Origin of the sequence: Lysinibacillus sp. FSL W7-1291 (assembly GCF_038593415.1) — a bacterium.
GTDB lineage: Bacteria > Bacillota > Bacilli > Bacillales_A > Planococcaceae > Lysinibacillus > Lysinibacillus fusiformis_D.
This window is the reverse complement of record NZ_CP151994.1, coordinates 2,271,591-2,295,029: the sequence shown is the minus strand read 5'-3', so window position 1 is coordinate 2,295,029 and position 23,439 is coordinate 2,271,591. Positions and strand designations below refer to the sequence as shown.

Annotated in this window: 22 protein-coding genes and 3 riboswitches; of the genes, 7 read left to right on the top strand and 15 right to left on the bottom strand. The window is 37.2% G+C overall.

Features of this window, described 5'->3' with window-relative positions; all coding sequences use genetic code 11:
- Nucleotides 1–4: 4 nt before the first annotated feature.
- Nucleotides 5–1,126, bottom strand: coding sequence for a citrate synthase (gene mmgD / locus NST76_RS11195; protein WP_340809010.1), 1,122 nt, complete (start codon nucleotides 1,124–1,126; stop codon nucleotides 5–7).
- Between the two features lie 192 nt (nucleotides 1,127–1,318).
- Nucleotides 1,319–1,514, bottom strand: a riboswitch (cobalamin riboswitch).
- Between the two features lie 248 nt (nucleotides 1,515–1,762).
- Between mmgD and NST76_RS11190 the strand changes: the two genes are divergently transcribed.
- The gene (locus tag NST76_RS11190; RefSeq protein ID WP_340809009.1) at nucleotides 1,763–2,236 is read left to right on the top strand and encodes an NUDIX hydrolase; all 474 of its coding nucleotides are present in this window, start codon (nucleotides 1,763–1,765) and stop codon (nucleotides 2,234–2,236) included.
- Nucleotides 2,237–2,291: 55 nt separating this feature from the next.
- Here NST76_RS11190 and NST76_RS11185 read toward each other — a convergent pair whose 3' ends face one another.
- The 9 genes from NST76_RS11185 to metE all read right to left on the bottom strand — a co-directional run bounded on the left by NST76_RS11185 (nucleotide 2,292) and on the right by metE (nucleotide 11,718).
- Nucleotides 2,292–2,573: a hypothetical protein gene (locus tag NST76_RS11185; protein ID WP_036126328.1), complete on the bottom strand. Its 282-nt coding sequence runs from the start codon at nucleotides 2,571–2,573 to the stop codon at nucleotides 2,292–2,294.
- 9 nt (nucleotides 2,574–2,582) lie between these two features.
- Nucleotides 2,583–2,969 (bottom strand): hypothetical protein, encoded by a 387-nt coding sequence (locus NST76_RS11180; RefSeq protein WP_036126329.1) that lies wholly within the window; start codon nucleotides 2,967–2,969, stop codon nucleotides 2,583–2,585.
- A 13-nt stretch (nucleotides 2,970–2,982) separates the two neighbouring features.
- Nucleotides 2,983–3,348, bottom strand: a complete 366-nt coding sequence (locus NST76_RS11175; RefSeq protein ID WP_141904351.1) for a DUF2089 domain-containing protein — start codon at nucleotides 3,346–3,348, stop codon at nucleotides 2,983–2,985.
- A gap of 272 nt (nucleotides 3,349–3,620) precedes the next feature.
- Nucleotides 3,621–4,421: a dipeptide/oligopeptide/nickel ABC transporter ATP-binding protein gene (locus tag NST76_RS11170; RefSeq protein ID WP_036126334.1), complete on the bottom strand. Its 801-nt coding sequence runs from the start codon at nucleotides 4,419–4,421 to the stop codon at nucleotides 3,621–3,623.
- Between the two features lie 10 nt (nucleotides 4,422–4,431).
- Nucleotides 4,432–5,220, bottom strand: a complete 789-nt coding sequence (locus tag NST76_RS11165) for an ABC transporter ATP-binding protein (protein ID WP_342543853.1) — start codon at nucleotides 5,218–5,220, stop codon at nucleotides 4,432–4,434.
- Nucleotides 5,217–6,029: an ABC transporter permease subunit gene (locus NST76_RS11160; RefSeq protein ID WP_271913449.1), complete on the bottom strand. Its 813-nt coding sequence runs from the start codon at nucleotides 6,027–6,029 to the stop codon at nucleotides 5,217–5,219. The genes NST76_RS11165 and NST76_RS11160 overlap by 4 nt, the downstream gene beginning before the upstream one ends.
- Before the next feature lies 1 nt (nucleotide 6,030).
- Nucleotides 6,031–6,984, bottom strand: coding sequence for a nickel ABC transporter permease (gene nikB / locus NST76_RS11155; protein WP_342534834.1), 954 nt, complete (start codon nucleotides 6,982–6,984; stop codon nucleotides 6,031–6,033).
- Between the two features lie 70 nt (nucleotides 6,985–7,054).
- Nucleotides 7,055–8,668, bottom strand: coding sequence for a nickel ABC transporter substrate-binding protein (gene nikA, locus NST76_RS11150; protein WP_342543849.1), 1,614 nt, complete (start codon nucleotides 8,666–8,668; stop codon nucleotides 7,055–7,057).
- Between the two features lie 387 nt (nucleotides 8,669–9,055).
- Nucleotides 9,056–9,249: riboswitch (cobalamin riboswitch) on the bottom strand.
- Between the two features lie 171 nt (nucleotides 9,250–9,420).
- The gene (gene metE / locus NST76_RS11145) at nucleotides 9,421–11,718 is read right to left on the bottom strand and encodes a 5-methyltetrahydropteroyltriglutamate--homocysteine S-methyltransferase (RefSeq protein WP_101966660.1); all 2,298 of its coding nucleotides are present in this window, start codon (nucleotides 11,716–11,718) and stop codon (nucleotides 9,421–9,423) included.
- Between the two features lie 178 nt (nucleotides 11,719–11,896).
- Nucleotides 11,897–12,076, bottom strand: a riboswitch (cobalamin riboswitch).
- Between the two features lie 555 nt (nucleotides 12,077–12,631).
- Here metE and NST76_RS11140 point away from each other — a divergent pair.
- The 3 genes from NST76_RS11140 to NST76_RS11130 all read left to right on the top strand — a co-directional run bounded on the left by NST76_RS11140 (nucleotide 12,632) and on the right by NST76_RS11130 (nucleotide 15,614).
- Nucleotides 12,632–14,113, top strand: a complete 1,482-nt coding sequence (locus tag NST76_RS11140) for an Lsa family ABC-F type ribosomal protection protein (RefSeq protein ID WP_342543847.1) — start codon at nucleotides 12,632–12,634, stop codon at nucleotides 14,111–14,113.
- Between the two features lie 168 nt (nucleotides 14,114–14,281).
- The gene (locus NST76_RS11135) at nucleotides 14,282–15,019 is read left to right on the top strand and encodes a DUF3888 domain-containing protein (RefSeq protein ID WP_036126352.1); all 738 of its coding nucleotides are present in this window, start codon (nucleotides 14,282–14,284) and stop codon (nucleotides 15,017–15,019) included.
- A 229-nt stretch (nucleotides 15,020–15,248) separates the two neighbouring features.
- Nucleotides 15,249–15,614 (top strand): hypothetical protein, encoded by a 366-nt coding sequence (locus NST76_RS11130; RefSeq protein ID WP_036126354.1) that lies wholly within the window; start codon nucleotides 15,249–15,251, stop codon nucleotides 15,612–15,614.
- A 233-nt stretch (nucleotides 15,615–15,847) separates the two neighbouring features.
- Here the strand turns inward: NST76_RS11130 and NST76_RS11125 are convergent, their stop codons facing one another.
- A complete protein-coding gene (locus NST76_RS11125; protein WP_342545231.1) occupies nucleotides 15,848–17,263 on the bottom strand; it encodes a PLP-dependent aminotransferase family protein in 1,416 nt (471 codons plus the stop codon).
- 168 nt (nucleotides 17,264–17,431) lie between these two features.
- Here NST76_RS11125 and NST76_RS11120 point away from each other — a divergent pair, with 168 nt between their 5' ends.
- A complete protein-coding gene (locus NST76_RS11120) occupies nucleotides 17,432–18,049 on the top strand; it encodes an FMN-binding negative transcriptional regulator (RefSeq protein ID WP_342545229.1) in 618 nt (205 codons plus the stop codon).
- Nucleotides 18,050–18,097: 48 nt separating this feature from the next.
- On the opposite strand, the gene NST76_RS11115 is transcribed toward NST76_RS11120, so the two are convergent.
- Nucleotides 18,098–18,616, bottom strand: a complete 519-nt coding sequence (locus tag NST76_RS11115) for a GNAT family N-acetyltransferase (protein ID WP_342545226.1) — start codon at nucleotides 18,614–18,616, stop codon at nucleotides 18,098–18,100.
- A 124-nt stretch (nucleotides 18,617–18,740) separates the two neighbouring features.
- Between NST76_RS11115 and NST76_RS11110 the strand changes: the two genes are divergently transcribed.
- Nucleotides 18,741–19,364, top strand: a complete 624-nt coding sequence (locus NST76_RS11110) for a YitT family protein (RefSeq protein WP_342545223.1) — start codon at nucleotides 18,741–18,743, stop codon at nucleotides 19,362–19,364.
- A gap of 61 nt (nucleotides 19,365–19,425) precedes the next feature.
- Here the strand turns inward: NST76_RS11110 and NST76_RS11105 are convergent, their stop codons facing one another.
- Nucleotides 19,426–19,644 (bottom strand): hypothetical protein, encoded by a 219-nt coding sequence (locus NST76_RS11105; RefSeq protein WP_342545222.1) that lies wholly within the window; start codon nucleotides 19,642–19,644, stop codon nucleotides 19,426–19,428.
- Between the two features lie 5 nt (nucleotides 19,645–19,649).
- Nucleotides 19,650–19,970, bottom strand: a complete 321-nt coding sequence (locus NST76_RS11100; RefSeq protein ID WP_342545220.1) for a DUF4304 domain-containing protein — start codon at nucleotides 19,968–19,970, stop codon at nucleotides 19,650–19,652.
- Nucleotides 19,971–20,383: 413 nt separating this feature from the next.
- Between NST76_RS11100 and NST76_RS11095 the strand changes: the two genes are divergently transcribed.
- The gene (locus NST76_RS11095) at nucleotides 20,384–21,298 is read left to right on the top strand and encodes a C40 family peptidase (protein WP_340834337.1); all 915 of its coding nucleotides are present in this window, start codon (nucleotides 20,384–20,386) and stop codon (nucleotides 21,296–21,298) included.
- 518 nt (nucleotides 21,299–21,816) lie between these two features.
- On the opposite strand, the gene NST76_RS11090 is transcribed toward NST76_RS11095, so the two are convergent.
- Nucleotides 21,817–23,346 (bottom strand): DHA2 family efflux MFS transporter permease subunit, encoded by a 1,530-nt coding sequence (locus NST76_RS11090; RefSeq protein WP_036126369.1) that lies wholly within the window; start codon nucleotides 23,344–23,346, stop codon nucleotides 21,817–21,819.
- Between the last annotated feature and the right edge of the window lie 93 nt (nucleotides 23,347–23,439).

The following is a 23,439-nucleotide window of genomic DNA, read 5'->3' as shown; positions in this document are numbered from 1 at the left end:
TTGATTATACCGACAATTCTTCAAGGTTATGACGCTCGCCAATATAATGGACACGAGGTCTAAATAATCGGTTATTGTCATGCTGCTCAATGACGTGAGCACATAAGCCAATCGTTCGTGAGCCAAAAAAGATAGGTGTATAGATTTCAATTGGCAAGCCAAGCATGTAGTATACTGGTGCTGCATAATAATCTAAATTTGGGTACAAGCTCTTTTCTTGTGCCATCACCTTCTCACCAGCTTCACACATGTGATATAAGCGATCATCCCCTTGTGCCAAACATAATTTATGCAAAGCCTCTTTCATAATCTGTGCTCTTGGGTCCATCTTTTTCATATAAACACGGTGACCAAAGCCCATAATTTTTTCTTTATTTTGCAGTTTATTTTTCAGCAAGGCTTCAAAGCCTGCTACTGTTTTGGCTTCTAGAAGCATGTACATGACTGCCTCGTTGGCCCCTCCATGTAAATTTCCTTTCAATGATGCGACAGCTCCAGTTAAAGCACCGTACAAATCAGATTGTGTAGAGGCAATAACACGAGCTGTAAACGTCGAATTTGGCATCTCATGCTCACTATATAAAACGAGAGACTGATCAAAAATTTCTTCTTCTAACGCCGTTGGTTTTCTACCAGTAATCATGTAATAAAAATTGGCGCTATAGGAAAGCTGACTATCTGGCTCCACAACATCTTGTCCGTTTAAGACACGATAGCTATTGGCTACGATGTTAGGCATACCGCCTAAAAGTCTATAAGCTCGCGTCAAGTTCATTTCAGTAGAACGATCATTGATGTGCTGATCAAAGCCTGCTAAAACAGAAATTCCAGTTCTCAGTCCATCCATCGCATGTGTTTCATTAGGCAAGAGCTTGAAGATTTGGAATATCTCTTGTGGAACCTGATAATGTGCTTTTAATTTGTCCTGTAAGTCAGCCTGTTGCTCGGCAGTAGAAATTTCGCCATGCAGTAGTAGGTAGACAATGTCTAAATACGAATATCTTTGTGATAATTCAATCAAGTCGTAGCCTCGAATAACAATTTGACTTCCTACAGTGTCTAAAAAAGATAATTTTGTTTCAGCAGCAATGACCCCATCAAGACCTGGTGAATAAGTTAACTCCATTCAATGACAGCCCCTTTGTTTAATTATTCTTGTAAGCGTTACCATTCCAACACGAAAGAACAACAAAAAAACAACTTCTACCCCTTTTTAGAAGTTGTTAATCTACAAAAGCATGACAGACCAAATAACAGTGAATTTACAGGAATTCACAAAAATCATGCAGTAGCTAACACCTCCCTATCCTCGTAGGTCAATTGATGCTTATTTTGTGGCAGGTCTCCTGACTTATAATCAACACTTCAATAACACCTTCCCATTTTGACAAACAAAACAGTGGCCTTGTTATCGAGCTCCTAAATACAGTTGCGGGACAGTGTTGGACTCTCACCAACTTCCCTTTTAATCAAATGGAATGAACCCCATTTGAACCACCAAAATTTAGCATATTCAATTTGTCTATTTACCTTAACATAGAGTTTTCAAAACAATCAATATAGGTAAAATTCAGAAAAGACTGATTATAAAAAGCTATTTTTCATTTTTGATTGACTATTCTGCATTTTTGAGCATTATTTTGTACAAAAAAAGATTGTTCATCTATACCCATAACTCCATTTTCAAGGGTTATAAGTAAAATAGAGGTCTTTATAATAAGAAAGGCGAATAGTTTTTTTATAATATAGAGGAGGAGCACATATGGGCTATATTTCAGAATTAAGGAAACACATCGGTAGTAGACCGATTATCAGTATCGGGGCGACAATTCTTGTAGTCAACGATGACAAGAAAATTCTCTTTCAACATCGTTCAGATACGTTGGATTGGGGATTACCTGGTGGCTCAATGGAACTGAATGAAACTGCTACCCGTGAACTTCATGAAGAAACAGGACTGGTAGCGAATGAATTGGACTTGATTGGTGTTTTTTCAGGGCCAAATTATTATTTTCAATATCCAAATGGGGATGAAATCTATACAGTTATTCATCTTTATAGTGCGAAAAATGTCAGTGGTGTATTAGAGATGAGGGATGGTGAGAGTTTGAATCTTACCTATTTCAGTAAAAATGAGCTACCAGATCATCTTGAGAAAAGAACAAAAACACTCTTAGACAATCTAGAGGACAAATTGTGGAATTTAGATAGTTCTTTTGCAAAGAATTCTCTTTAAATAACAAAGAGCATGCTTTTTATGAAAACATGCTCCCATCTTAACTATTAGGTTATTACAGTCTAACCTTAACCTCTGTACCGTCTTGTGCCTTGACATCTACTAGCACGAGCCCTTTATAATTTTGTAGTTCCTTGATAATAGGCTTGAGCATTTCTTTGTCAATGAATGGAAAGGAAAAGTCGATTTTTTTTCTGTCGAAGTATGCCTTTGTCCATTTGTTGACACTTTGCTGAATCCATTTTGAAGTCAAAATGGAAAGAACAATGGTTAGCACAGCATATGGAACAGGAACGGTAAAACGAACGTCTTTTGCTTTCACTTTTACATGCATCATAAGTCGCCTCTACTCAATGAAAACTGAAACGGTATCTCCGTTTGCCGATTTTATGTCCACAATTTGTCCATCTAATTCATTTTCGATGGCTTCAAGAAGAAGATTGATATCGATATCTTTCACGTATTTTTCCGATTGCGGAATACTCGCAGCGATACTGTGTCCAGCCATTAACACAGCCTTGACAAGTTTTATAGGCAAATTCACAGTGACATTATCATTTTCAGTGGACACCACACGAACCTTTAACGTTTTATCTAAATACTTCGTTTTTTCCAGAAATTTATTACCTGACTCCTCTTTCTCTTGTAACACTTGAATCAGCTCTGACCCTTTATCAGCATCAATTTTTCCCTCTTGAATCATGGTTAACACTTTAGTAATTTCCTCTTTCATGTAGCATTCCTCCCTATTCGTCTTTTAAGAGTTTTATGGCCTCATCAGTTGTGATTTCGCCATTTTCCAACATGCTTACAATTTTTTTCTCGTCTACTTCATTTTTCTTCTTTTGGACATAGCCAAGGGATGAGATAATGTCATTTAGCTTGCCTCGCACAGTTGGGTACGAAATGCCCAGTTCCTTTTCTACTTCCTTAATATTCCCTCGACATGTTAAAAATACTTCCACAAAATGAAGCTGATCCTGTGATAAGGATGCTAGCTTCGACAATTCAAACTCATTTTCAATCGTCGTTTGACAATGAGAACACTGTAACTTCGTAATTTTCAATGTTTTACTGCAGACAGGACAATTTGTGATTACTTGATAAGCCATAGTGAACTCCTTCCTTTAAGTTAAATTGATTATATACCAAATAATTTAAAAAAGTAAATAATAAAATTAATTTATTAAATGAAAATATCAATAAAGTTAATTACCTGATTAATATTATTAATAAAAAGAAAAACACCATTCTAATGCAAAATGGCGTTTCTTTAATAGATGACTCTTACTAATGTTTGGAGCAAATGAGGTAATCCAACTGGCCTCTATCATTACCAGCCCATACCTCCATGCCCATTGTATACGTGTTTTCTATATTATGATCATTTCGTTTTATGTTTTCTTTCTCGCGGGTGTGAAGGCAAAATAGCATGATATAATTGTTGTGAAGCAGGATGCTCATATGCTCCATCCTTGCCAATCTCCTCCACTAGCCGACCATGCTGCATGACAAGGATACGGTCTGACATAAAACGTGTTGCCTGTAAATCATGCGAAATGAAAATGTAAGCAAGCTGTCGCTCTTTTTGAAGTGTTTGTAGTAATTGTATAATCTTTTTTTGTAAAATCATATCAAGACTGCTAATCGCTTCATCTAAGACAATTAATTTTGGCTTTAGCGCAAGAGCTCTAGCGATGTTGACTCGTTGCTGTTGCCCCCCACTAAGCTGCGAAGGATAGTTTTGAGCCATTGCCCTCTCTAACTCTACACAGTCTAGTAATTCCCTTACTTTATGTTGTCGCTCTGTTTTGCTAAAATGCTCGAAATTCAGAAACGGTTCTTCGAGTATTTCAAAAATCGTCTGCTTCGGATTAAATGAATGATAGCTATTTTGAAAAACTGCCTGTAAATCTCTACGTATTCTTTTTTTATGCTTGCTTGGTGCTTCGTATAAATTGACACCTTGAAAGAGCAACTCCCCGTTTGTTGGTCGTTCGATTCCTAAAATAATACGACCTAATGTGCTTTTTCCTGAACCACTTTGACCGACTATTCCTAGACATTCCCCCTCCTGAAGTGAGAATGACACCTTCTGTAATACGGGAACTTCCTGCTTACGCTGGAATAGAAATGGTCTTTGAGCGTAATGCATATCAATATTTTTCACGTCTAGCAGCGTCATTTTTTCACCTCTAAAATAGCATTCTTGCTTGTAATAGTTTCTTTGTATAGGCATGCTGAGGTGCATCAAAGAAATCATAGACATTCGTTTGCTCAATGATTTTTCCTTGATACATAACAGCCACATCGTCAGCTAGTTCAGCAATAACACCTAAATCATGTGTAACAAGAAGTATGGCAGCTTCTGTTTCTACGCGAATACGATCAAATAGTGTTAATACTTGTTTTTGATTGATCGTATCAAGAGCTGTCGTTGGTTCATCAGCAATATAGAGGGAGGCTTGTAGCGCCAATGATAAGGCAATCATCACTCGCTGTAGCATGCCACCACTCAACTGAAAAGGATAATAATGTAAAATCTGCTCTGGATTTGGTAAATGCACTTTATGTAAGGCATCAAGAGCTATTTGTCTCATTTCTTTTTTGGTCAGCTTAAAGTGTGCCTTTAATGTTTCTCTGAAATGGCTTTCAATCGTTTGGATACGATCGAAGGCAGCGGATGGATTTTGCAAAATCATCGAAAGATGCCGCCCACGATATGCTCTTAATTGAGTAGCCGAAACATTCATTAAATTTTCCTGCTGATAAAGAACTTCCCCTTGTGTCACCTGTGCGATAGATGGTAATGTTTGCATGATGGCATGGCAAAGCATGGTCTTGCCACTACCACTTTCTCCTATGATTCCTAAGACACGCCCTTTATAGGCTGTCAGATTGATAGTGGTTAATACATTTTTCTCCCCAATTTTGACGTTTAAATCTTTCACTTCTAAAACCTTCTCCATAACTTCACCTTTCACGAATCAAACTTCTTTAAACAATTGGCTAAATGATTAAACAATAACACCACTAGGACAATGGCAAGCCCAGGATAAAGCATTAAATCGGGATGCTGACGGATATATTGTTTCCCTTCATTTACCATCATGCCCCATTCTGGAATCGGCGCCTGCACGCCCAGACCTATAAAGGAAAAGCCAGCGATTTCTAAAATGACTTTCCCGATATCTAACGCCACAATCGTGACAATAGCTGGCAGTATGTTAGGGATATAATGGCGAATGATTAATTTAATGCCTGTAGTGCCAGTAATCTTAGCAGCTTGAATAAAGTCTTTTTCATTCATCCCAATACATAAACTTCGAACCATTCTGGAGTAATAAATAAGCTGTGTAAAAATAAGGGCTATTAAAACATTTTTTAAGCTAGGGCCTAATACACCTAAAAGTCCAAATGCAAGTACCAGTGTCGGAAAAGCTAATAAAACATCACATATTCGAATAAATACCACATCGATTATACCTCTTTTCAACGCTACAAAGGCACCAAGTAGGACAGCTAAAACAATAGCAACGACTTGAATGAAGAGTGCGGATCCTAATGAATAGCGAATACCTAAAAGCATGCGAGAAAAGACGCATCTTCCTAAGTGATCTGTACCAAATGGGTAATCCCAGGAAGGGGCTAAAAATTTCTTAGTTATATCGACAGCTAACGGATCATGTGGCATTAAAATGGGTGCAAACAATCCCAGTAAGACAATGATTACAAGGAGGGATAAGCTAAATAACCCTAGAATAGGATCTCTTCTTTTTCGTAATCGCTTCATGTCAATCTCTCCTGTCCTTCATCATCAGATGAGGGTCCAATAGACGATGCAATACATCTGTGCATAGATTGGTCAACACATAGATCACAGCAATAATCAATACATAGCATTGTACAACGGGGTAATCTCTGTTCGTAATGGATTCGATTAAATACCTACCGAGTCCTGGCCAACTAAAAACTTGCTCCACAATTACAGCTCCACCTAGTAAACTACCGAGCGTCATACCTAATAAGGAAGTCAAAGGTATGGCAGCATTTCGTAACACATGACGTATGAGGATTACAGAATTTTTTAATCCTCTTAGCTGCGCATATTGAACATATTGTTGCTGTAATTCTTCCTGGATAGTGGAACGAATAAACTGGATGAACAGACCAATGGTTGGCAATGCTAGTGCGAAGGCTGGTAAAACTAAATGAGCGAGTGTACCCTTTCCGTTTGTCGGAAAGAGCCCTAATTTTAAGCTAAATAGATAGAGCAGTAGGAAACCTAACCAAAATGTTGGAATGGATACGCTCAATATGCTAAAGAATCTAATGATTTTATCGATGATGGCATACTTAGACAATGCACTCATAGTCCCTAATGGTATACTGAATACTAAAATGAGGACAAATGCGGCAAGAGCTAATTCAATGGTTGCAGGTAATTTCGCGAATAGCTCATGTGCTACTGGTAATTTACTCACAAAGGATGTACCAAAATCTAGCTGTAAAACGCCTTTTCCCCATAGCAAATATTGAAGAACGAAAGGTTTGTCCGTCCCTAGTTCTTCGCGTAATGCCTGAACAGCTTCCTCGGTTGGAGCAACTCTTGCCAATCGTAGGATGACCTCAGCAGGCTCTATCGGTACAAAACGAATAAATACAAAGGTTAGGATGGAAACTCCTAGTAAGACAAACGGCAAAGTCAAAATTCTTTTTAAACAAAACATCCATGTCGATTCATACATGCTGTCACTTCCTACTCACTCCTATGATAAAGAGAGAGCTGTCTTTGCAAGACATACTCTCTCTTTTTTATTACTCTTTATCCATTTGTGCATAGGGAATATCATATTCAGATGCACGTGGAGCAAAATCCTTCATATATGGTTGATAAATTACATTATTTGTTTCGTAAGAGATAGGATAGAAAAGTGCTTGATCATGGAATATGGATAAAATATCCGTGTAAAGCTGCACTCGTTCCTCTTCATCTGTTCCCACTAATAATTGATGGATTTTCGTATCGATGTCTGTGGCGTTAGGTAAGCCTAATTTTGCCTCATAAACACCACTAGCATTTGGCGTAGCTGACTCATTTGCAAAGCTATGTGGGTCGGTTGGTGGTCCGTTTGTACGCCAGAAATTAATATCCACCTGATCATCCATTAATTTTTGAAGACCGACCATCACATCCGCACCTTCTAAATTCAACTGTACCCCTATTTTTGCTAGTTCACCTTGCATTAATTCCGCCATTGGCTTTTGGATTGCATCTGTTGCGATGTAGATTAAATCTAATGATAATGGTTGCCCGTTTTTCGAACGAATTTTTTCGCCCTTCTGTAACGTCCATCCTGCCTCATCTAGTAGTTGCTGCGCTTTTTCAGGATTATATAAGATTGGCGCTAACTCTATATTGGCATAAGGAATGGCATCCCAAAATAATGTGTTAGCCACTTTTTCTGTACCATGTGTAATACTGTCAACCATTTGTTCCTTATTGATAGCATATTGAATGGCCTGACGAACCTTTAATTCGGCTAACGGACCCGACTGAGTATTGAAGAGTAACGCTTTCGTAGACAAAGGCTCAGAGGTAGCGGTTTTGTATTTACTGCTATCTTTTAAATACGTATAGTTATCTAAACTAATGATGCCACGACCATAAATTAAATCTAATTCCTCGTTTTCAAATGCTAATGAAATCGATTCTGAATCTGGGATAATTTTAACTTTAATTTGTTTTACGAGAGGCTTTTCTCCCCAATAGTTTTCGTTGCGACTAAATAAAGCATATTCATCTTTTTTGTACTCGGTTAATACCCATGGACCTGTTCCAATAGGTGCCTTGATCGAATCTTGTGTCGCATCTCCGGCTGGAAATCCATTATCCCCTAAAAAACGGAATGGTCTTACAAAGGCAAGCTCGTTTAAGACAGGATAATAAGGTTCATCTAATTGCAAGCGAATTGTAAAATCATCCACTTTCACAACCTCTTTCATATGGTTGACCATACCCATCCAAGAATGCATTTCCCGATCCGCTAATACTGCATTGAAATTACGAATCACATTATCTGCATTAAACGCAGTTCCGTCTGAATACTTAACACCTTTTCTTAAATGAAAAGTATAAGTCGTTTTATCTTCTGATATGTCCCAGCTTACTGCTAGCTTTGGACTAACAGTTCCATCGTCGTTGTATTCCACCAAGGATTCATAGACCATCGCTTGTGCGGTCATTTGATTGGGTAAATATGTATGGGGGTTCAATGGGCCGACATCTAATGGCCACCCAATTGTTATCATTTTTTCATTTGTTTGCTGTGTTCCTGTCTCTCCCTTTTCTTGATCTGTGCTTGTACAACCAGCAAGTACGCTGAAAGTTAACACAAGGATGAAGGGAAGTACATACTTAGTCAATCTCATTTTCTGTCTCCTATCTCTATTCGTGGTACAAATGAATCTAGTTATAGATAGATGGAAAGAAGGTATCAACAATGCGTTCAAATTTTTCGAGCTAACGAGTAGAAGTTGATTTGCATTGTGCTGACACCTTTTCAAAGTTTGTGATATCCGCTAGAGGCTTTAGGCACACCGACATTGCCACAGGACGTGGTGCTTTTTGACGTTCAGAGGGCATTTAAACAGCCATTGACTATTTATCTTCTTCTATAGAAAAAGAAGTCTTCTGTATGTGCTACTACAAAAACATTTGCTGAATCAAACTAAAAAAACCTTATTCTAAAAAAGAATAAGGACAGAAAAACTTACAATGAGTAAGCCTCCATCCATCTCCCTATCTTTCGTAGATCATCAATGAATCTCCTTACAAGCAGGCATTCTGGCTCATGAATCATGATTTTGCTTCACCTTCCCAAGTAATCACTTAGTGGTATTTGAAACAAAACTCCTCATTTACAGCTGCGGGACAGCATGGGATTTACACCCATTTTCCTTTTAATTGAATGAAAGTCTTTTTCACTCAAACTTGTAATGATCGCTATGAAATTCGTTATAAACATAACATGCTCGATTGTTCACGTCAATTTTATTTTCTGAATATAATAAAAATCTTAAAAGAATAAAACAACAAAAGACCAGGTCCATTTTTTTCCTGGTCTTTGTTGTATTTCGGAGAGAAGATGTAGTAGTTGTAGTAGATTTATAAAATGATGTCGTTATCTCGAGATAGATTGTTGTACTTCCTGGCGTAATGTTTTCGTTGCAGCAACCATATTAGCCAAAGCTGCAACAGTTTCAGTTTCTTTTCTTGTTTTTAAACCACAATCTGGGTTCACCCAAAATTGATGGGGATCTAACACCTGTAAACTATCTCTCATAATAGTTAGCATTTCTTCATTGCTTGGCACACGAGGACTATGAATATCATAAACGCCTAAGCCAATGCCCTTTTGATAAGGTTGCCCTTGCAGTGATGTAATGAGCTCCCCGTGACTTCTTGATGTTTCAATGGAAATCACGTCTGCATCAAGTGCACTAATCGGTTCGATGAAATCGTTAAATTCGCAGTAGCACATATGTGTATGGATTTGTGTTTCATCTTTGACACTAGCTGTAGCTAGCTTAAAGGAATTAACAGCCCATTCTAAGTAAGCTCCCCATTCTTCTTTTCGTAGCGGTAAACCTTCTCTTAGAGCTGGCTCATCCACTTGAATAATTGAAATACCTGCGTTTTCGAGTGCCTCAACCTCTTTGCGAAGTGCTAATGCAATTTGATAAGCGACATCTTTACGTGACAGATCGTCTCGTACAAAGGACCAATTTAATATCGTCACTGGTCCTGTCAGCATACCTTTTACAAAGCGCTTTGTTAAGCTTTGAGCATAGGCTGACTCTTTTACAGTTATTGCTGAAGACCACGCTACATCTCCATAAATGATCGGTGGCTTAACACAGCGTGAGCCATAGGAAACGACCCATGCTTTTTTTGTAAAGGCAAAGCCAGTCAGCTTTTCACCAAAGTATTCGACCATGTCTGTACGCTCAAATTCACCGTGAACGAGTACATCGATATCTAGTTCCTCTTGTATCGTAATCCAGCGTTTTGTTTCCTGCTCTATAAATGCCTCGTAGGCTTCATTCGATAATTGTTTTTTACGCCAAGCATTACGATTCCTTTTCACCTCATCGGATTGTGGGAAGCTTCCGATTGTTGTTGTTGGGAATAGCGGTAACGCTAACGCTTGCTGCTGCATCTTTTGACGCTGAGCAAATTCACTATGTCGTTCAAAATCTTGCGTTGTCACAGTTTGAACTGCTTGATGGATCAACTTGTTTTGACGGATTGGATGGTTTTTTAGAGCCTCAATTGCCTTCATACTTTCAGAAAAATTATGCTGTAAGATACCCTCTGTATCTCGTCTACATTTAGTTAGCTCCGTGATTTCTACAATCTTTTCATCTGCGAAGGCTAAGGCATGCTTCAGAACAGGGTCAATCTCATTTTCAAGAGCAGTTGTGATCGGTACATGTTGTAGATTGCTGGATGGTTGAATCCATAGCTCTGCTGCATTACTTAAATGCTCAATTGCCTGAATTGTAGCATTGACCTCCGCTAAGTTGGAACGCCAAATATCACGTCCATTAACAACCCCGACTGCCAATACTTTGTCCTGAGGGAAACCATATTGACGAAGTGACGCCATATTTCCTTTATAGCCATGAACAAAGTCTAGGCCAAATCCTTCTACAGGCAATGTAATCAATGTTTCATAGCTGCATAATGCTTCAAAATAAGTTTGCAGCATGATTTTCGCTTCTGGAACCGCAACGGCTAACTGGTCGTAAATCTCTTGCACAAGCTTGATGTCTGCTGGATCAAGGGTTGTGACAAGTGATGGCTCTTCTAGTTGAATCCAATTTGCACCTGCCTCCACTAATTCTTTTAATACTTGCGTATAGAGCGGTATTAGAGCTAATAAGTATTCAACCTGTGTGAATTTGCTATAGCCTTTTGTTAACTTGCAGAATGTATAGGGACCAATCAATGTTGGCTTTGCAATAATACCGTACGTTTCTTTCGCCTCTAAGAAATCGGCCAACACTTTATTTTCTGTTAGTTTCAAGGCCTGTCCCTCGTATTCAGGAACAATATAGTGATAGTTTGTATTAAACCATTTTGTCATCTCACTAGCTACAGCTGTTTTATTCCCTCTTGCTACGCTGTAGTAGGTAGATAAATCTACTTTCCCTCCCTGCCAGTTAAAGCGTTTTGGGATGAGACCAAACATTAATGCTGTATCTAACATTCTATCGTAATACGTAAAATCGCCAACTGTCACCATGTCGATGCCAAGCTGTAGCTGCTTGTCAATTCTAGCTAAACGGATTTTCTTTAAACTATCCTCAAAATCCTCTTCAGAAAGCTCGTTGCGCCAAAATGCTTCTAATGCTTTTTTCCATTCGCGATCTTCCCCGATATACGGGTAACCAATGAGTGTGCTTGTATAGGTCATTTTTATATCTCCTTTTCAGAAAAAAATAAAAAGCCATTTTCCAAGGAGGAGAATGGCTGCTAGTTGAAATTTTTAATGCTAAAACAATACGAAAAAAGTATCTACTTTCGCATAAATCATTTGTTATCGCACAGTGCCGATTTGGTCACTTTTCACCACCTATTTCCACGTAGGTATTTGGTGTGTACTAGAAATTGGCAGGTCTCCTGGCTTCTCATCAACACGCCTCACAGCCTTCCCGGTTTCCCAGTGGCCTTTGTGATTTGCTCCGAATAACAGTTGCGGGACAGCGTCGGATTTGCACCGACTTCCCTTTTAAGCCAAACTTTCATTTGGCACCAATTCTTACACATTATTCAATTATGCTCCTACTATAACATATCTTTCAGAATAGTAGAAATAATTTTTATACGATTATCTAAATTATTTCTATAATTATTGTAGGGATTGGTTTAAGAAGATAAGGCTACATTGTATTCCATAAAAAAATTTGTTACTATAAAAATACAATTATGAGAGGACTGATGAATGGACAATGATGAACTAATCTATATTTTTATTTGAAATGAATCACTTCAAACGACAAAATATAGGATTAGTCTATCCATTTTTAACAATCAGTTTGCGTTTATTTGTCATGATGTCATTGGCAAATAAAGTTTATTCAGTGAGAGACTAATCCTTCCAATATCCAATTGGGGGGATTTTTTCTTGCTCTCATAGTTTATTCTGTATCTTTCATCTACCTAATAAAGGAGAGCAAAAAATGAGCGATTCTGAACCTATTGTGACGCATGTGATGCTCCGTATAAGTCGTTAGCATCCATCAACTTATACGGAGAAATTTAGCATAGATGGATGTACCGACTTTGTATAAAAGAAAAATGATTTGCTATACAAAGGAGGAATTATCATGTCAATGATACAAGTACAAGACTTAACGTTTTCTTACCCAAGCAGCTTTGATTATATTTTTGAGGGTGTCAACTTTCAGATTGATACAGATTGGAAACTTGGATTTATCGGTAGGAATGGTCGTGGGAAGACAACATTTTTTAATTTGCTATTAGGGAATTATGAGTATAGTGGGAACATCATTTCTTCAGTAGAATTTACTTATTTCCCCTATCCTGTTTCAGACCCAAATAAATATACGTACGAAATTTTTGAAGAAATTTGCCCTCTGGCAGAAGATTGGGAATATATTCGTGAAATAGCCTATCTAGATGTCGATGCTGAGGTCATGTATCGCCCTTTTCAAACATTATCTAATGGAGAGCAAACAAAGGTGTTGCTTGCAGCGCTCTTTTTAACAGAGGGACAGTTTCTATTAATTGATGAGCCAACCAATCATCTCGATACAGATGCACGAAAGACGGTCTCTGATTATCTACGCAAGAAAAAAGGATTTATTTTAATTTCGCATGACAGAGCCTTTTTAGATGGCTGTGTTGATCATATTTTATCGATCAATAGAGCCAATATTGATGTTCAAAGTGGTAACTACTCAACTTGGAAGTTAAATTTTGATCGACAGCAGGAACATGAAGAAGCAACTAATCAACGTCTGCAAAAAGATATCGACCGTTTAACGCAGTCTTCCAAGCGTTCGGTAGGTTGGTCTAATCAAGTGGAGGCTTCCAAAAATGGAACTACGAATTCGGGTTCTAAGCTGGATAAAGGCTTTGTTGGACATAAAGCAGCCAAGATGATGAAGCGAGCAAAGAACTTGGAATCTAGGCAGCAAAAAGCGATTCATGAAAAATCAAAACTACTAAAAAATGTTGAAAAAACGGAATCTTTAAAAGTACAACCATTAGCATTTCCATCAAAAGACATGGTTGTTGTAACGGATGTATCAATTCAGTATGACGACAACTTTGTGAATCAGCCTATTAGCTTCAAAGTGGCGCAAGGTGATCGCATTGTTCTCGATGGCAAAAATGGAAGCGGAAAAAGTAGTATCCTACAGCTGCTTCTTGGCAAGCCTATACAGCATACAGGCTCTATACATTTAGCTGCTGGCCTTATTATCTCCTATGTTCAACAGGATACTGCTCATTTGAAGGGAGCGTTATCGGATTTTATTGAAGAGCATGCTATAGATGAGACGTTATTTAAATCTATTCTGCGAAAGATGGACTTTGAGCGGATTCAATTTGATAAAGACATCTCACATTATTCAGGTGGGCAAAAGAAAAAGCTGTTGATTGCCAAAAGTTTGTGTGAAAAAGCACATCTCTATATTTGGGATGAACCCTTAAATTTTATTGATATTTATTCGCGCATGCAGATTGAAGAGCTTATTCAAAGTTTTAATCCTACAATGATTTTTGTGGAGCATGATCAAGCCTTTCAACAAACCGTGGCAACGAAAACAATATCTTTGTCATAAAGGAAACATTTAGAGAAGAGTCCATTTTCAAAATGGATTCTTCTTTTTAATGATATTGAAACCAAGTGACACCTTTATTATTTTTATCTTTAACTATAAAACGTTTAATAATTTTCTGTGATCGACGCACACTATAAAGAAATATTTTATAGAAAGGCTAGCAATCCCATGAAAAAAATCGCTACTTTAATGACTATAGTCACTATTTTGATTATGCCCAGTAAGATTTATGCACAAAGCGAACAAGCTGATGAGAAACTCATCACTGATACATTGATAACAATCCTTAATCCATTTATAGAAAAGGAAATTGACCATTACTACGGCTATCCTAAGCAGTATGGCTTGTATGATGCGAACATTTTGAACGTTATTAGGGAAAGTCAGTTTAGCTTTAGGGTTAACGTTCAAGTTACTACTTTTGAACATGCCCATTCCCCACCATATAGCAAGGAAATCATTACGTTTGAAATCAGTCCAACTGATGTGAACACCCTTCACTATAAACATGAGGCAGATAATGTAGAAAAAGCAATAGATGCATTCTATCGCACAACACTTTTAGACATACAGCAGAGCTTTAATTTGAATTTAGCCTCGTTCATTTCCTATCGATACAATCAATTGCAATACAAGGCTGAAATAAATAATGAAATGAAGCCTCTTGCTACGATTGCAGATGAAATAGCAAACAATATTTTATTTCCTGAGCGAAAGATACCCTATAAAAATGTAGTTGACCCTGTCACCTTTATCAAAGACAATACAGGCTATATGCTCTTTAAAAGGGCAGATGGGACCAATGTAAGCTATCAGCTGCAAAAGAAAGACGGCACATGGACCGTAATAAATAAAGCAAGTAAGCCAGGTAAGAAAATGCAGCATCAATTACCCTGGTATATATAAAGAAGAATGGGAAATTTAATTTTTCCGATTCTTCTTCTTTTGTTAAATAATTTTATAATTAACATTTTTTCTATCATCCCATTTGTGGGAACTCCTTAATGCTAAATCTTTATTATCTTTATCGTTTGCATGAGTCCATTCCACATTATTGAAGGAAAATATTAAGCATTAAAATTTTTCTGAGAAAGTGTTATGATCAGAAAGGATTTATGATTGATGGAGGATTTAAATGAAGGTTGATTTTGAAGAATTATTACATGGTGTTTTTTCATCTTTGCATGCGATAGAAGGCGTAAAGTCTGTCGATTGCATTCTTGAAGTTTTAAAAGATCGAATTGTTTTTCCAGAGATTACTATTTTGATACTGAATGCTAGGTTTGAATTGGTCTATTTGTTTAATGAACAGAAAGTAGTGTTTAAAACGTTAAGAGAAGCTTCGATTGATTCAAATTATATAGAAGAAATCAATTTAATTAATCAGCATTGTAGTTCCATTGAAGGTATTCTAAATGATTTTATTAACACAGATACACTTAAGAATTATTCTTTAAGCCTTCTTTCCTTAAAGTATAAAGAGAAAATTCCGAATAGTTAATATTGTGACAGAGATAGCGTTATAAAAAATGGAATTTGGTAAGAGTTTCTTCTACCAAACTCCATTTTTTAACTCGCCAAGTATTACCATTTATGTTGAAAAAAGATGGTTTGTGCAATGCCAATAAAATATGCTGATTCCGCAATAATATGATTTAACATAACTTTTGCTGTTACATGCATAAGTCCCTCTCCACTTCCACTAATCTATAGAAATAGAGCTTTCAAAGACAGTCACGACATGCTGGGGCTATCAAACCAAGCATGTTTTAATAGCTTAATCCCCTTGTCAATCTCTTCTACCCCTAAATTTGCAAATCCAAGCAAAACTTTTGCGTGCTGTATGACGGAAGGATTGGCGTAAAAAATAGAGGTTGGGTATACTTTTACACCTGCCAGTTTTGCTGTTTCAATTAGTTCTTCTTCAGACATTTTATTATTTGCTTCGAGTAGAATATGTAAGCCACTACTAGCCCCATGTATTTTCACGTTATCCCCTAATATTTGATGAATGGACTTTAATAAAGCCTCATATCTTCTTTTATAACCATTCCGTGTTTTATTCAAATGTCTCTCCCAATGCCCACTTTCCATAAATAACTGTAAGGTATGCTGATGAAGTCTCGATACAGTTTGAACATAGTAGTTGTTGTTATTAAATAAAAGGGTTAATTCCCTTGGTAAAACCATATAGCTTAGCTTGATGGAAGGAATCAATGATTTTGAAAAAGTGCCCATATAGATGACGCGGTCATTCGAATCTAATCCTTGTAGAGCAGGTATAGGTTTACCTGCATATCGAAACTCCCCATCATAATCATCCTCAATAATATAAGCATTTTCATCCTTGGCCCATTCTAATAATGCTAGTCTTCTTGAAATCGGCATGACCGTTCCGATGGGGAATTGATGGGAAGGGGTGACATAAACAGCCTTGACCCTACTATTTCTTAACTGGCTGATATGAATGCCATGTTCGTCGAGAGGGATAGGTTTCACCTTTATACCATGATCCTTAAACAAGTAACGAACGCGATAATACCCTGGATCTTCCATAGCAAAAAGCTCATTTCTTCCAATTAAATTACATACGATGCCCATTAGAAATTGCAAACCTGCACCAATGACAATTTGGTCTCCTTGGCATTGTACCCCTCTTGCTTCATAAAGATAGCTTGCAATGTAATTCCTTAATTCAAGCTCCCCTTGCGGATCTCCATATAAAAGCAGATGAGCCTGCTCTTCATTCAGGCTTTGCAGTGTTAATGTACGCCATATTTTATAGGGGAAATCTTTTAAATTGATATCTCCATAATTAAAGTTGTACTTAATTGAAGGTAGTTGTTGTTCTTGCGGAGTTGCTAACTGCGGCTCAAAATGATTAGAACTTGTTTGAAAATAGCCCCTTTCGAGTTCTACAACATAAAGCCCCTCTCGTTCTTTACTAATTACATAGCCCTCTGCAAGGAGCTGCTGGTAAGCTGCATCAACCGTGTTGCGACTAATCTGTAAATGTTTAGCTAAGCTGCGCTGAGACGGCAATTTGGTTTGAGCTAAAATATTTCCATTTTGAATTTCAGCTTTTATATAGCTATATAACTGAAGATAAAGTGGTTCTTCATTATGCAAGTTAGGTGTCATTTCGAGCATGGCTTATTGGCTCCTTTGAAAATAGCTTTACTGGCACTTTTAAGAGGTACCAGTGATTGATTATAATAAAATCTACATTGTAGAGGGGAAAATGTAAAGACGTGTAATCACAATAGTTTGTTTATTCAAAAAGCTCACAATGATTTGATGAGATAAGGAGAGGTTTGCATGTATGTTCCAAAGTACTACAAAATAACAGATTTTGAAGAAATCAAAGATTTTATTCAAAACAATGCCTTTGCGACAATTGTTTCAATTAGAAAAGGTAAACCAATAGCAGCCCATATCCCTGTACTGCTGAATAAAATTCAAGATGACTATTACCTGACAGGTCATTTAGCTTATGGAAATCCTTTATGGAAGACCTTTGAGGACGTGAATGACCTTCTCGTCATATTTAATGGGCCTCATGCCTATATTTCTTCCTCTTGGTATGAGCATGAAAATGTGCCAACTTGGAATTATCAAGCTGTCCATATATACGGAAAAGCAAGCCTTATGAACGGAAAAGAGTTAGAGCAAGATTTGACTAGCTTACTAGAAAAATATGAGAAATTCCGTGAAAAGCCTGTTTTGTGGGATAAACTATCGCCTGAACTTTTACAGCAAGAAATAAAAGGGATTAAAGGATTTAAAATAAAGGTAGACGAAGTGCAGGCTGCCTATAAATTAAGCCAAAATCGTAATGCTAATGATTATGCCAATATTATTAGCGAGCTTTATAAAGAACAACAACCTCAAACTGATGCATTGGCAGATGCCATGAAGAAAAATAGAAATGACTAATAAAAATGGCAGAAATGTTGTTTTATCAACGTTTCTGCCATTATCACTTTATTCGAGCGTTTTGGTCATGATGAGATCCATTTGTTTTTCATCCCCCATATAAAAAGAATGAGCACCTGTTTGAACAAAGCCAAGTTTCTTATAAAAACCGATAGCATGGTCATTTTTCTCCCAAACGCCTAGCCAAATGCTTATCTTGTTGTGTGCAATAGCTACTTCCATTGCTTTATTGATGAGGTATTTACCGAGCCCTTTGCCTTGAAATTTATGTCGAATATAAATTCTCTCCACCTCGAGTGACTCATCCCCCATTTGTTCGGATTGTGCCTCATTGACATTTACTTTTAAATAGCCAGCTACTTCTTCATCATCATAGATAAAATAGAAGGCTGAATCGACATTGGTCAATTCCTGCTCTAGCTGATGATCATGAAATGCACGCTCTAAATAAGCTTTCATATTATCAGGCGAGTTTTGGTCTTTAAACGTGTCATTGAATGTTTCGATGCTTATTTCTTGAAGCTTTTTTAAGTTTGCTAGACTACATTCCTCTAATTTAACGGTCATTGCTTCCACTCCCTTATCGTGAACTCTTTCTAGATTTTATATTGCAAATGCAACAAAAAGAGTATATAGTCAATTTAACGTAATTTTATTGTATTTGCAATAAAAATGAAAAGAGGGCTTTCGTTTGAAATATATCTTTTATGTAGTAGGCATTTTCATTTTAACGCTAGGTATTTCTCTAACAATTCATTCCAACCTTGGGACTTCCCCTTTTGATGCGGTTTTAGTCGGATTGTCTAATCATGTAGGTCTAACTGTAGGAAGCTGGGAAATCATTTTGGCTATCCTATTAGTCGGTAGTAATTCCATATTAGCTAGACAAAAGCCTGAAATAGTAGGGCTGATCACAGCATTTATCACAGGTATAGGAATTGATATGTGGTTACTGCTATTAAATGATTTAGCAATACTATTGTATAATCAGGTGGTTTATTTTGGCATAGGGCTAGTTGTGACAGGATTAGGAACGGCAACCTATTTACATACAAATTTTGCGCCAATTCCTGTAGACCGACTAACCTTAATTATAAAAGAGCTAACAAACAAATCGATTTTTTTCTCAAGAACGGTTATTTACCTCTTTTTCTTAGTGTTGGCGATGTTGTGTAAAGGACCAATCGGTGTCGGTACATTATTAACGGTTTGCTTAGGTGGCTTTATCCTGCATTTCTTTATGCCCATTACTGGAAGAATACTAGATACTCTACTGAATACGACTGTAAATGATCAAAATGGGAAACTGAAATAAAAAACCGGCTATTCGATGAAGAAGGAATTCTAGTTTTATGATAGCTACTCTTCATCAAGTTTCACACCAAATTGATTGAAGATAGCCTTATATTTTTTTCGAAAATGGCCCATCGCTGTTCAGTTCCATGCTTTTTCTGCCATTCATGATAATAACGCTTAGCTGCTGTTACATCATTTAAATGTAGAAATGGGCTAGACGTGTAATAGTTTATAATGGATCTGGCATTAATCATCGATTCAAAGAAATGATGAGCCTCTTTCATCCCACGAAGTAGCATTTTTCTTAGACCATCCATATTCGTAGTAGGACTGATGGGACATCGAGATCAGGTATACCTTGGACAATTGATTCAATTCTTGCTCGGAAGTGACATTCTGCTTCTTTTGATGCTGTCAGAATCTCTTTCGATTGAACGTGTGCCAACTCGGTTGCGTAAATATAGCAATTCATATAAAACATGTTATTAGCAGACTTTTGGAAATTGAACATATAGTTAAGATTGTCGGTTGTTTTATAGAAATTCAAACTTTTCTTGTTGTAGCCAAGCATCGAAAGGAATGGCTTGATGTTCTGTTTTATTAACTTATTAAAAATCTGCTGCAATAGAATCCCTCCTATCAGGTTATTAAGTAATGAGGTTCACAGATTAATTTCATTTCCTGTTAAAATGATGTCCCTCTCTTTGAATGGAATTTTCACCTCTTGATTATCGACTAATTCTTCCCAAATCATTTGTCATAATTCTATGTTTTTATATTTTGTTCAATGGTTTTTGGTTTTTTAATATAGATGAAATATATAAAATAGCACTTATATCCCTACACATCCAATAATTTCATATATTTTTGGTAAAATTACCCGTTATTATTGCAGAAGTTTTACACAGTTAAAATTAAGGTTTCAATTTAGCTGTTTAGGGGTAATCGGTAATATTATTGAAAAATAACGCTTGTCTCTTTCATGCTATTCTTACTTTAGTTCAAAAGCGAAAGTTTTTTGAAAGGAGTAAGATTTAATTGAAGAAAAAATGGTTACTACCCATTTTCGCCTCATTTATGTTCTTCACAGGCATAGGTGTTCATGAAGCGAAAGCGGCAACAATAGCAGATATAACAAATACAGCAAAAGCATATATAGGTGTTCCTTATCAATACGGGGGCACAAATATTAAGACAGGTGTGGATTGCTCTGCATTTACACAAATTGTTTTTTCAAAGCTAGGGATTTCACTAGAACGTACATCCAAAGCTCAATATCAGCAAGGTACTTCGATTGCTAAAGATCAATTGAAGACTGGTGACCTAGTATTTTTTAATACTTCGGGAAGTGGTATCTCCCATGTCGGCATATACATAGGTGACAGCAGTTTTATTTCAGCTACTACAAGTTCTGGTGTTAAAATTGATAACATCAATGACCCTTATTACTGGGGATCTCGTTACGTAGGGGCAAAACGCGTGGCGAACTTCACTGAAAATGAGTTTGGAGAAGTAAAAGATGCTGAAATCGACTTTAGCGTTTATGCTTCACGTGGAGAAGTAGCTCTTAAACTGGCTAAGCAATTACAATTAGATACTAGTAGCACCAATTCAAGTTTTCCTGATGTAAAACCATCGTCTAAATATGCGGGTGCTGCTGAGGCACTTAAAAAAATCGGCGTTTTTACGGGGGATGAAAATGGCAAATTCAATCCAGGTTCTCCTATGACACGCGGTCAATTATCGAAAGTTTTAGTGGAAGCATTTCATTTAAAACAACAAGGAGCGGCAGAACAATTTGTCGATGTTCCAAGTGCGCATTGGGCAAACAATTATGTATCCATCCTCGCTTCCAATAAAGTTACAGTTGGTAAAGGTGACAATGTATTTGGGGTGAATGACAATGTTACACTCGTACAATTAGATGCTTTTATCCAACGATTAGCTCAATAACTAACTTCAAAGAGGTGTTTCATCTATGGATGAGACGCCTTTTTGTTCTGTAGCTCCCCCACCTCCAAAGCCCGCACTAATTATACTCACTTCAAAATTATATAAATAGATTAAGATAAACGCTATATTAGCCGAACGTACCGAGCTAAATCGAGCCACTTTTTATTTGCATTTTATAGATATGAATGATCTATTAAAACAAGTAGTGTACGATATTTCTAACGATTTGTTGGTAAAAATAACGCTGACTTTGCAGATTGACACCCTTGCTTCAAAAGAAAAGTTTATATGATGTTAACGGACTTGATCGTGATAGAGAGAGTTTGCGAATCCTAAAGAAATAACATTATCAATGGATATTCTTGCTTCTTCTGTACTAGGAGTTGCTCAAAGATGGGAGTCATTTTAGCTCTGAATAGATAGCCGGCCAAATTATTGAGTTGTATCGATAATTTTTTATAAATCCCCTTTATCCAAATAAAAATGGGCGTTGCTTAAGCTTAGCAACGCCCGTTTATTTATTCTTCCACTATTTTTTCATTAACTTCCCCACTAGCATGATTTTCATGACTAGGTTTAACTCGCTTAATAAAGAAGGCAAGGACGAGTGCAATCGCTGCAATCAATGTTGACAGGAAGAATGTATAAGTTATACCATGTAGCATGGCTTCGTTCATCAATTGTTGCTTTAATTCCGCAGCAGACTGTGACGTTGTTTGAGTTGCATTAGCACTCATATTGTTCATCGCACTTGCAGCTAACTCCTCTGCTTTGACAGTTGTTTTATTGTTCATAATCGTAATCAATACTGCTGAACCTATTGCGCCTGAAACTTGTTGTAATGTGTTATTCATCGCTGTTCCATGTGGATTATTATGCGCTGGTAGCTGATTCAAACCATTTGTCATTACTGGCATCATTACCATGGACATCCCAAACATACGTAATGTATACAGCACCACTAGTGTAGAATAAGCCGTATCCATACTAATTTTGCTAAAGTAATACGTCGTCACAATGGTGATAATCAAGCCAAATACGGCCAAGCTTCTTGCCCCATATTTATCAAAAAGCTTCCCTGTAATAGGTGACATGATCCCCATCACAATCGCACCCGGTAGCATGAGTAGACCTGAATCCATTGGTGAAATACCACGGATTGTTTGAACGTAAATCGGCATTAAAATCATAGCTGAAAACATTGCCACCGAAATGACAATGGAGATGGCTGATGATAAGGCAAACATTGGATATTTGAAAATACGAAACTCAAGCATTGGTTCCTCCAGTCGTAGCTGACGAAGGATAAAGGTAATTAAAGCGAGCGTTCCAATAATGATCGTTCCGTATACAAGGGCATTATCCCATCCTTTTTCTCCAGCAGAACTAAAGCCATAAAGCAAGCCACCAAATCCAATACTTGATAAAATAAGTGAAATTACATCGAGCTTAATAGGACGTTGTGGCGTCACATTCTTTAATTTAAAGGCTGCGAAAATTAATGTTAGAATGGCAATTGGTAGTACAAGATCAAATAACATTCTCCAACTGTAATGCTCAATTAGCCACCCCGAAAGAGTCGGTCCAATAGCTGGAGCTGTAATCATTACGAGACCGAACATCCCCATTGCAGCGCCTCGTTTTTCGACCGGAAATGCAGTCAGCATAACATTCATTAATAGAGGCATCATAATCGCTGATCCTGCAGCTTGAATCATTCGCGCCCCTAGTAACACACCAAATGCAGGTGCAATACTAGCTAAAAATGTACCCAATGTGAACAAGGCCATCGCGGTAATAAATAATTTTTTATCCGTAAAGCGTTGAATGAAGAACGCGCTGGCGGGAATTAAAATACCGTTAATTAACATATAACCTGTTGAAAGCCACTGTACTGCCGTTGCATTCACATCGAATTCAATCATAATGGCTGGAAGCGCAATGTTTAGTAAAGTTTCATTTAATATAGCAACAAAAGCCCCAATAAATAAAATGGCAATCATGCCGTATGGCGTTTTTGTCTCAACTGAAATGGTTTTCTCTGACATATAGTATCAGTCCTACTTTCTTTATCTTTTTCAATTTCATTCACATGTTTAGGAAGCCTTTCGATTACCTTTAAGTCCTTAAAAGATTTGAAC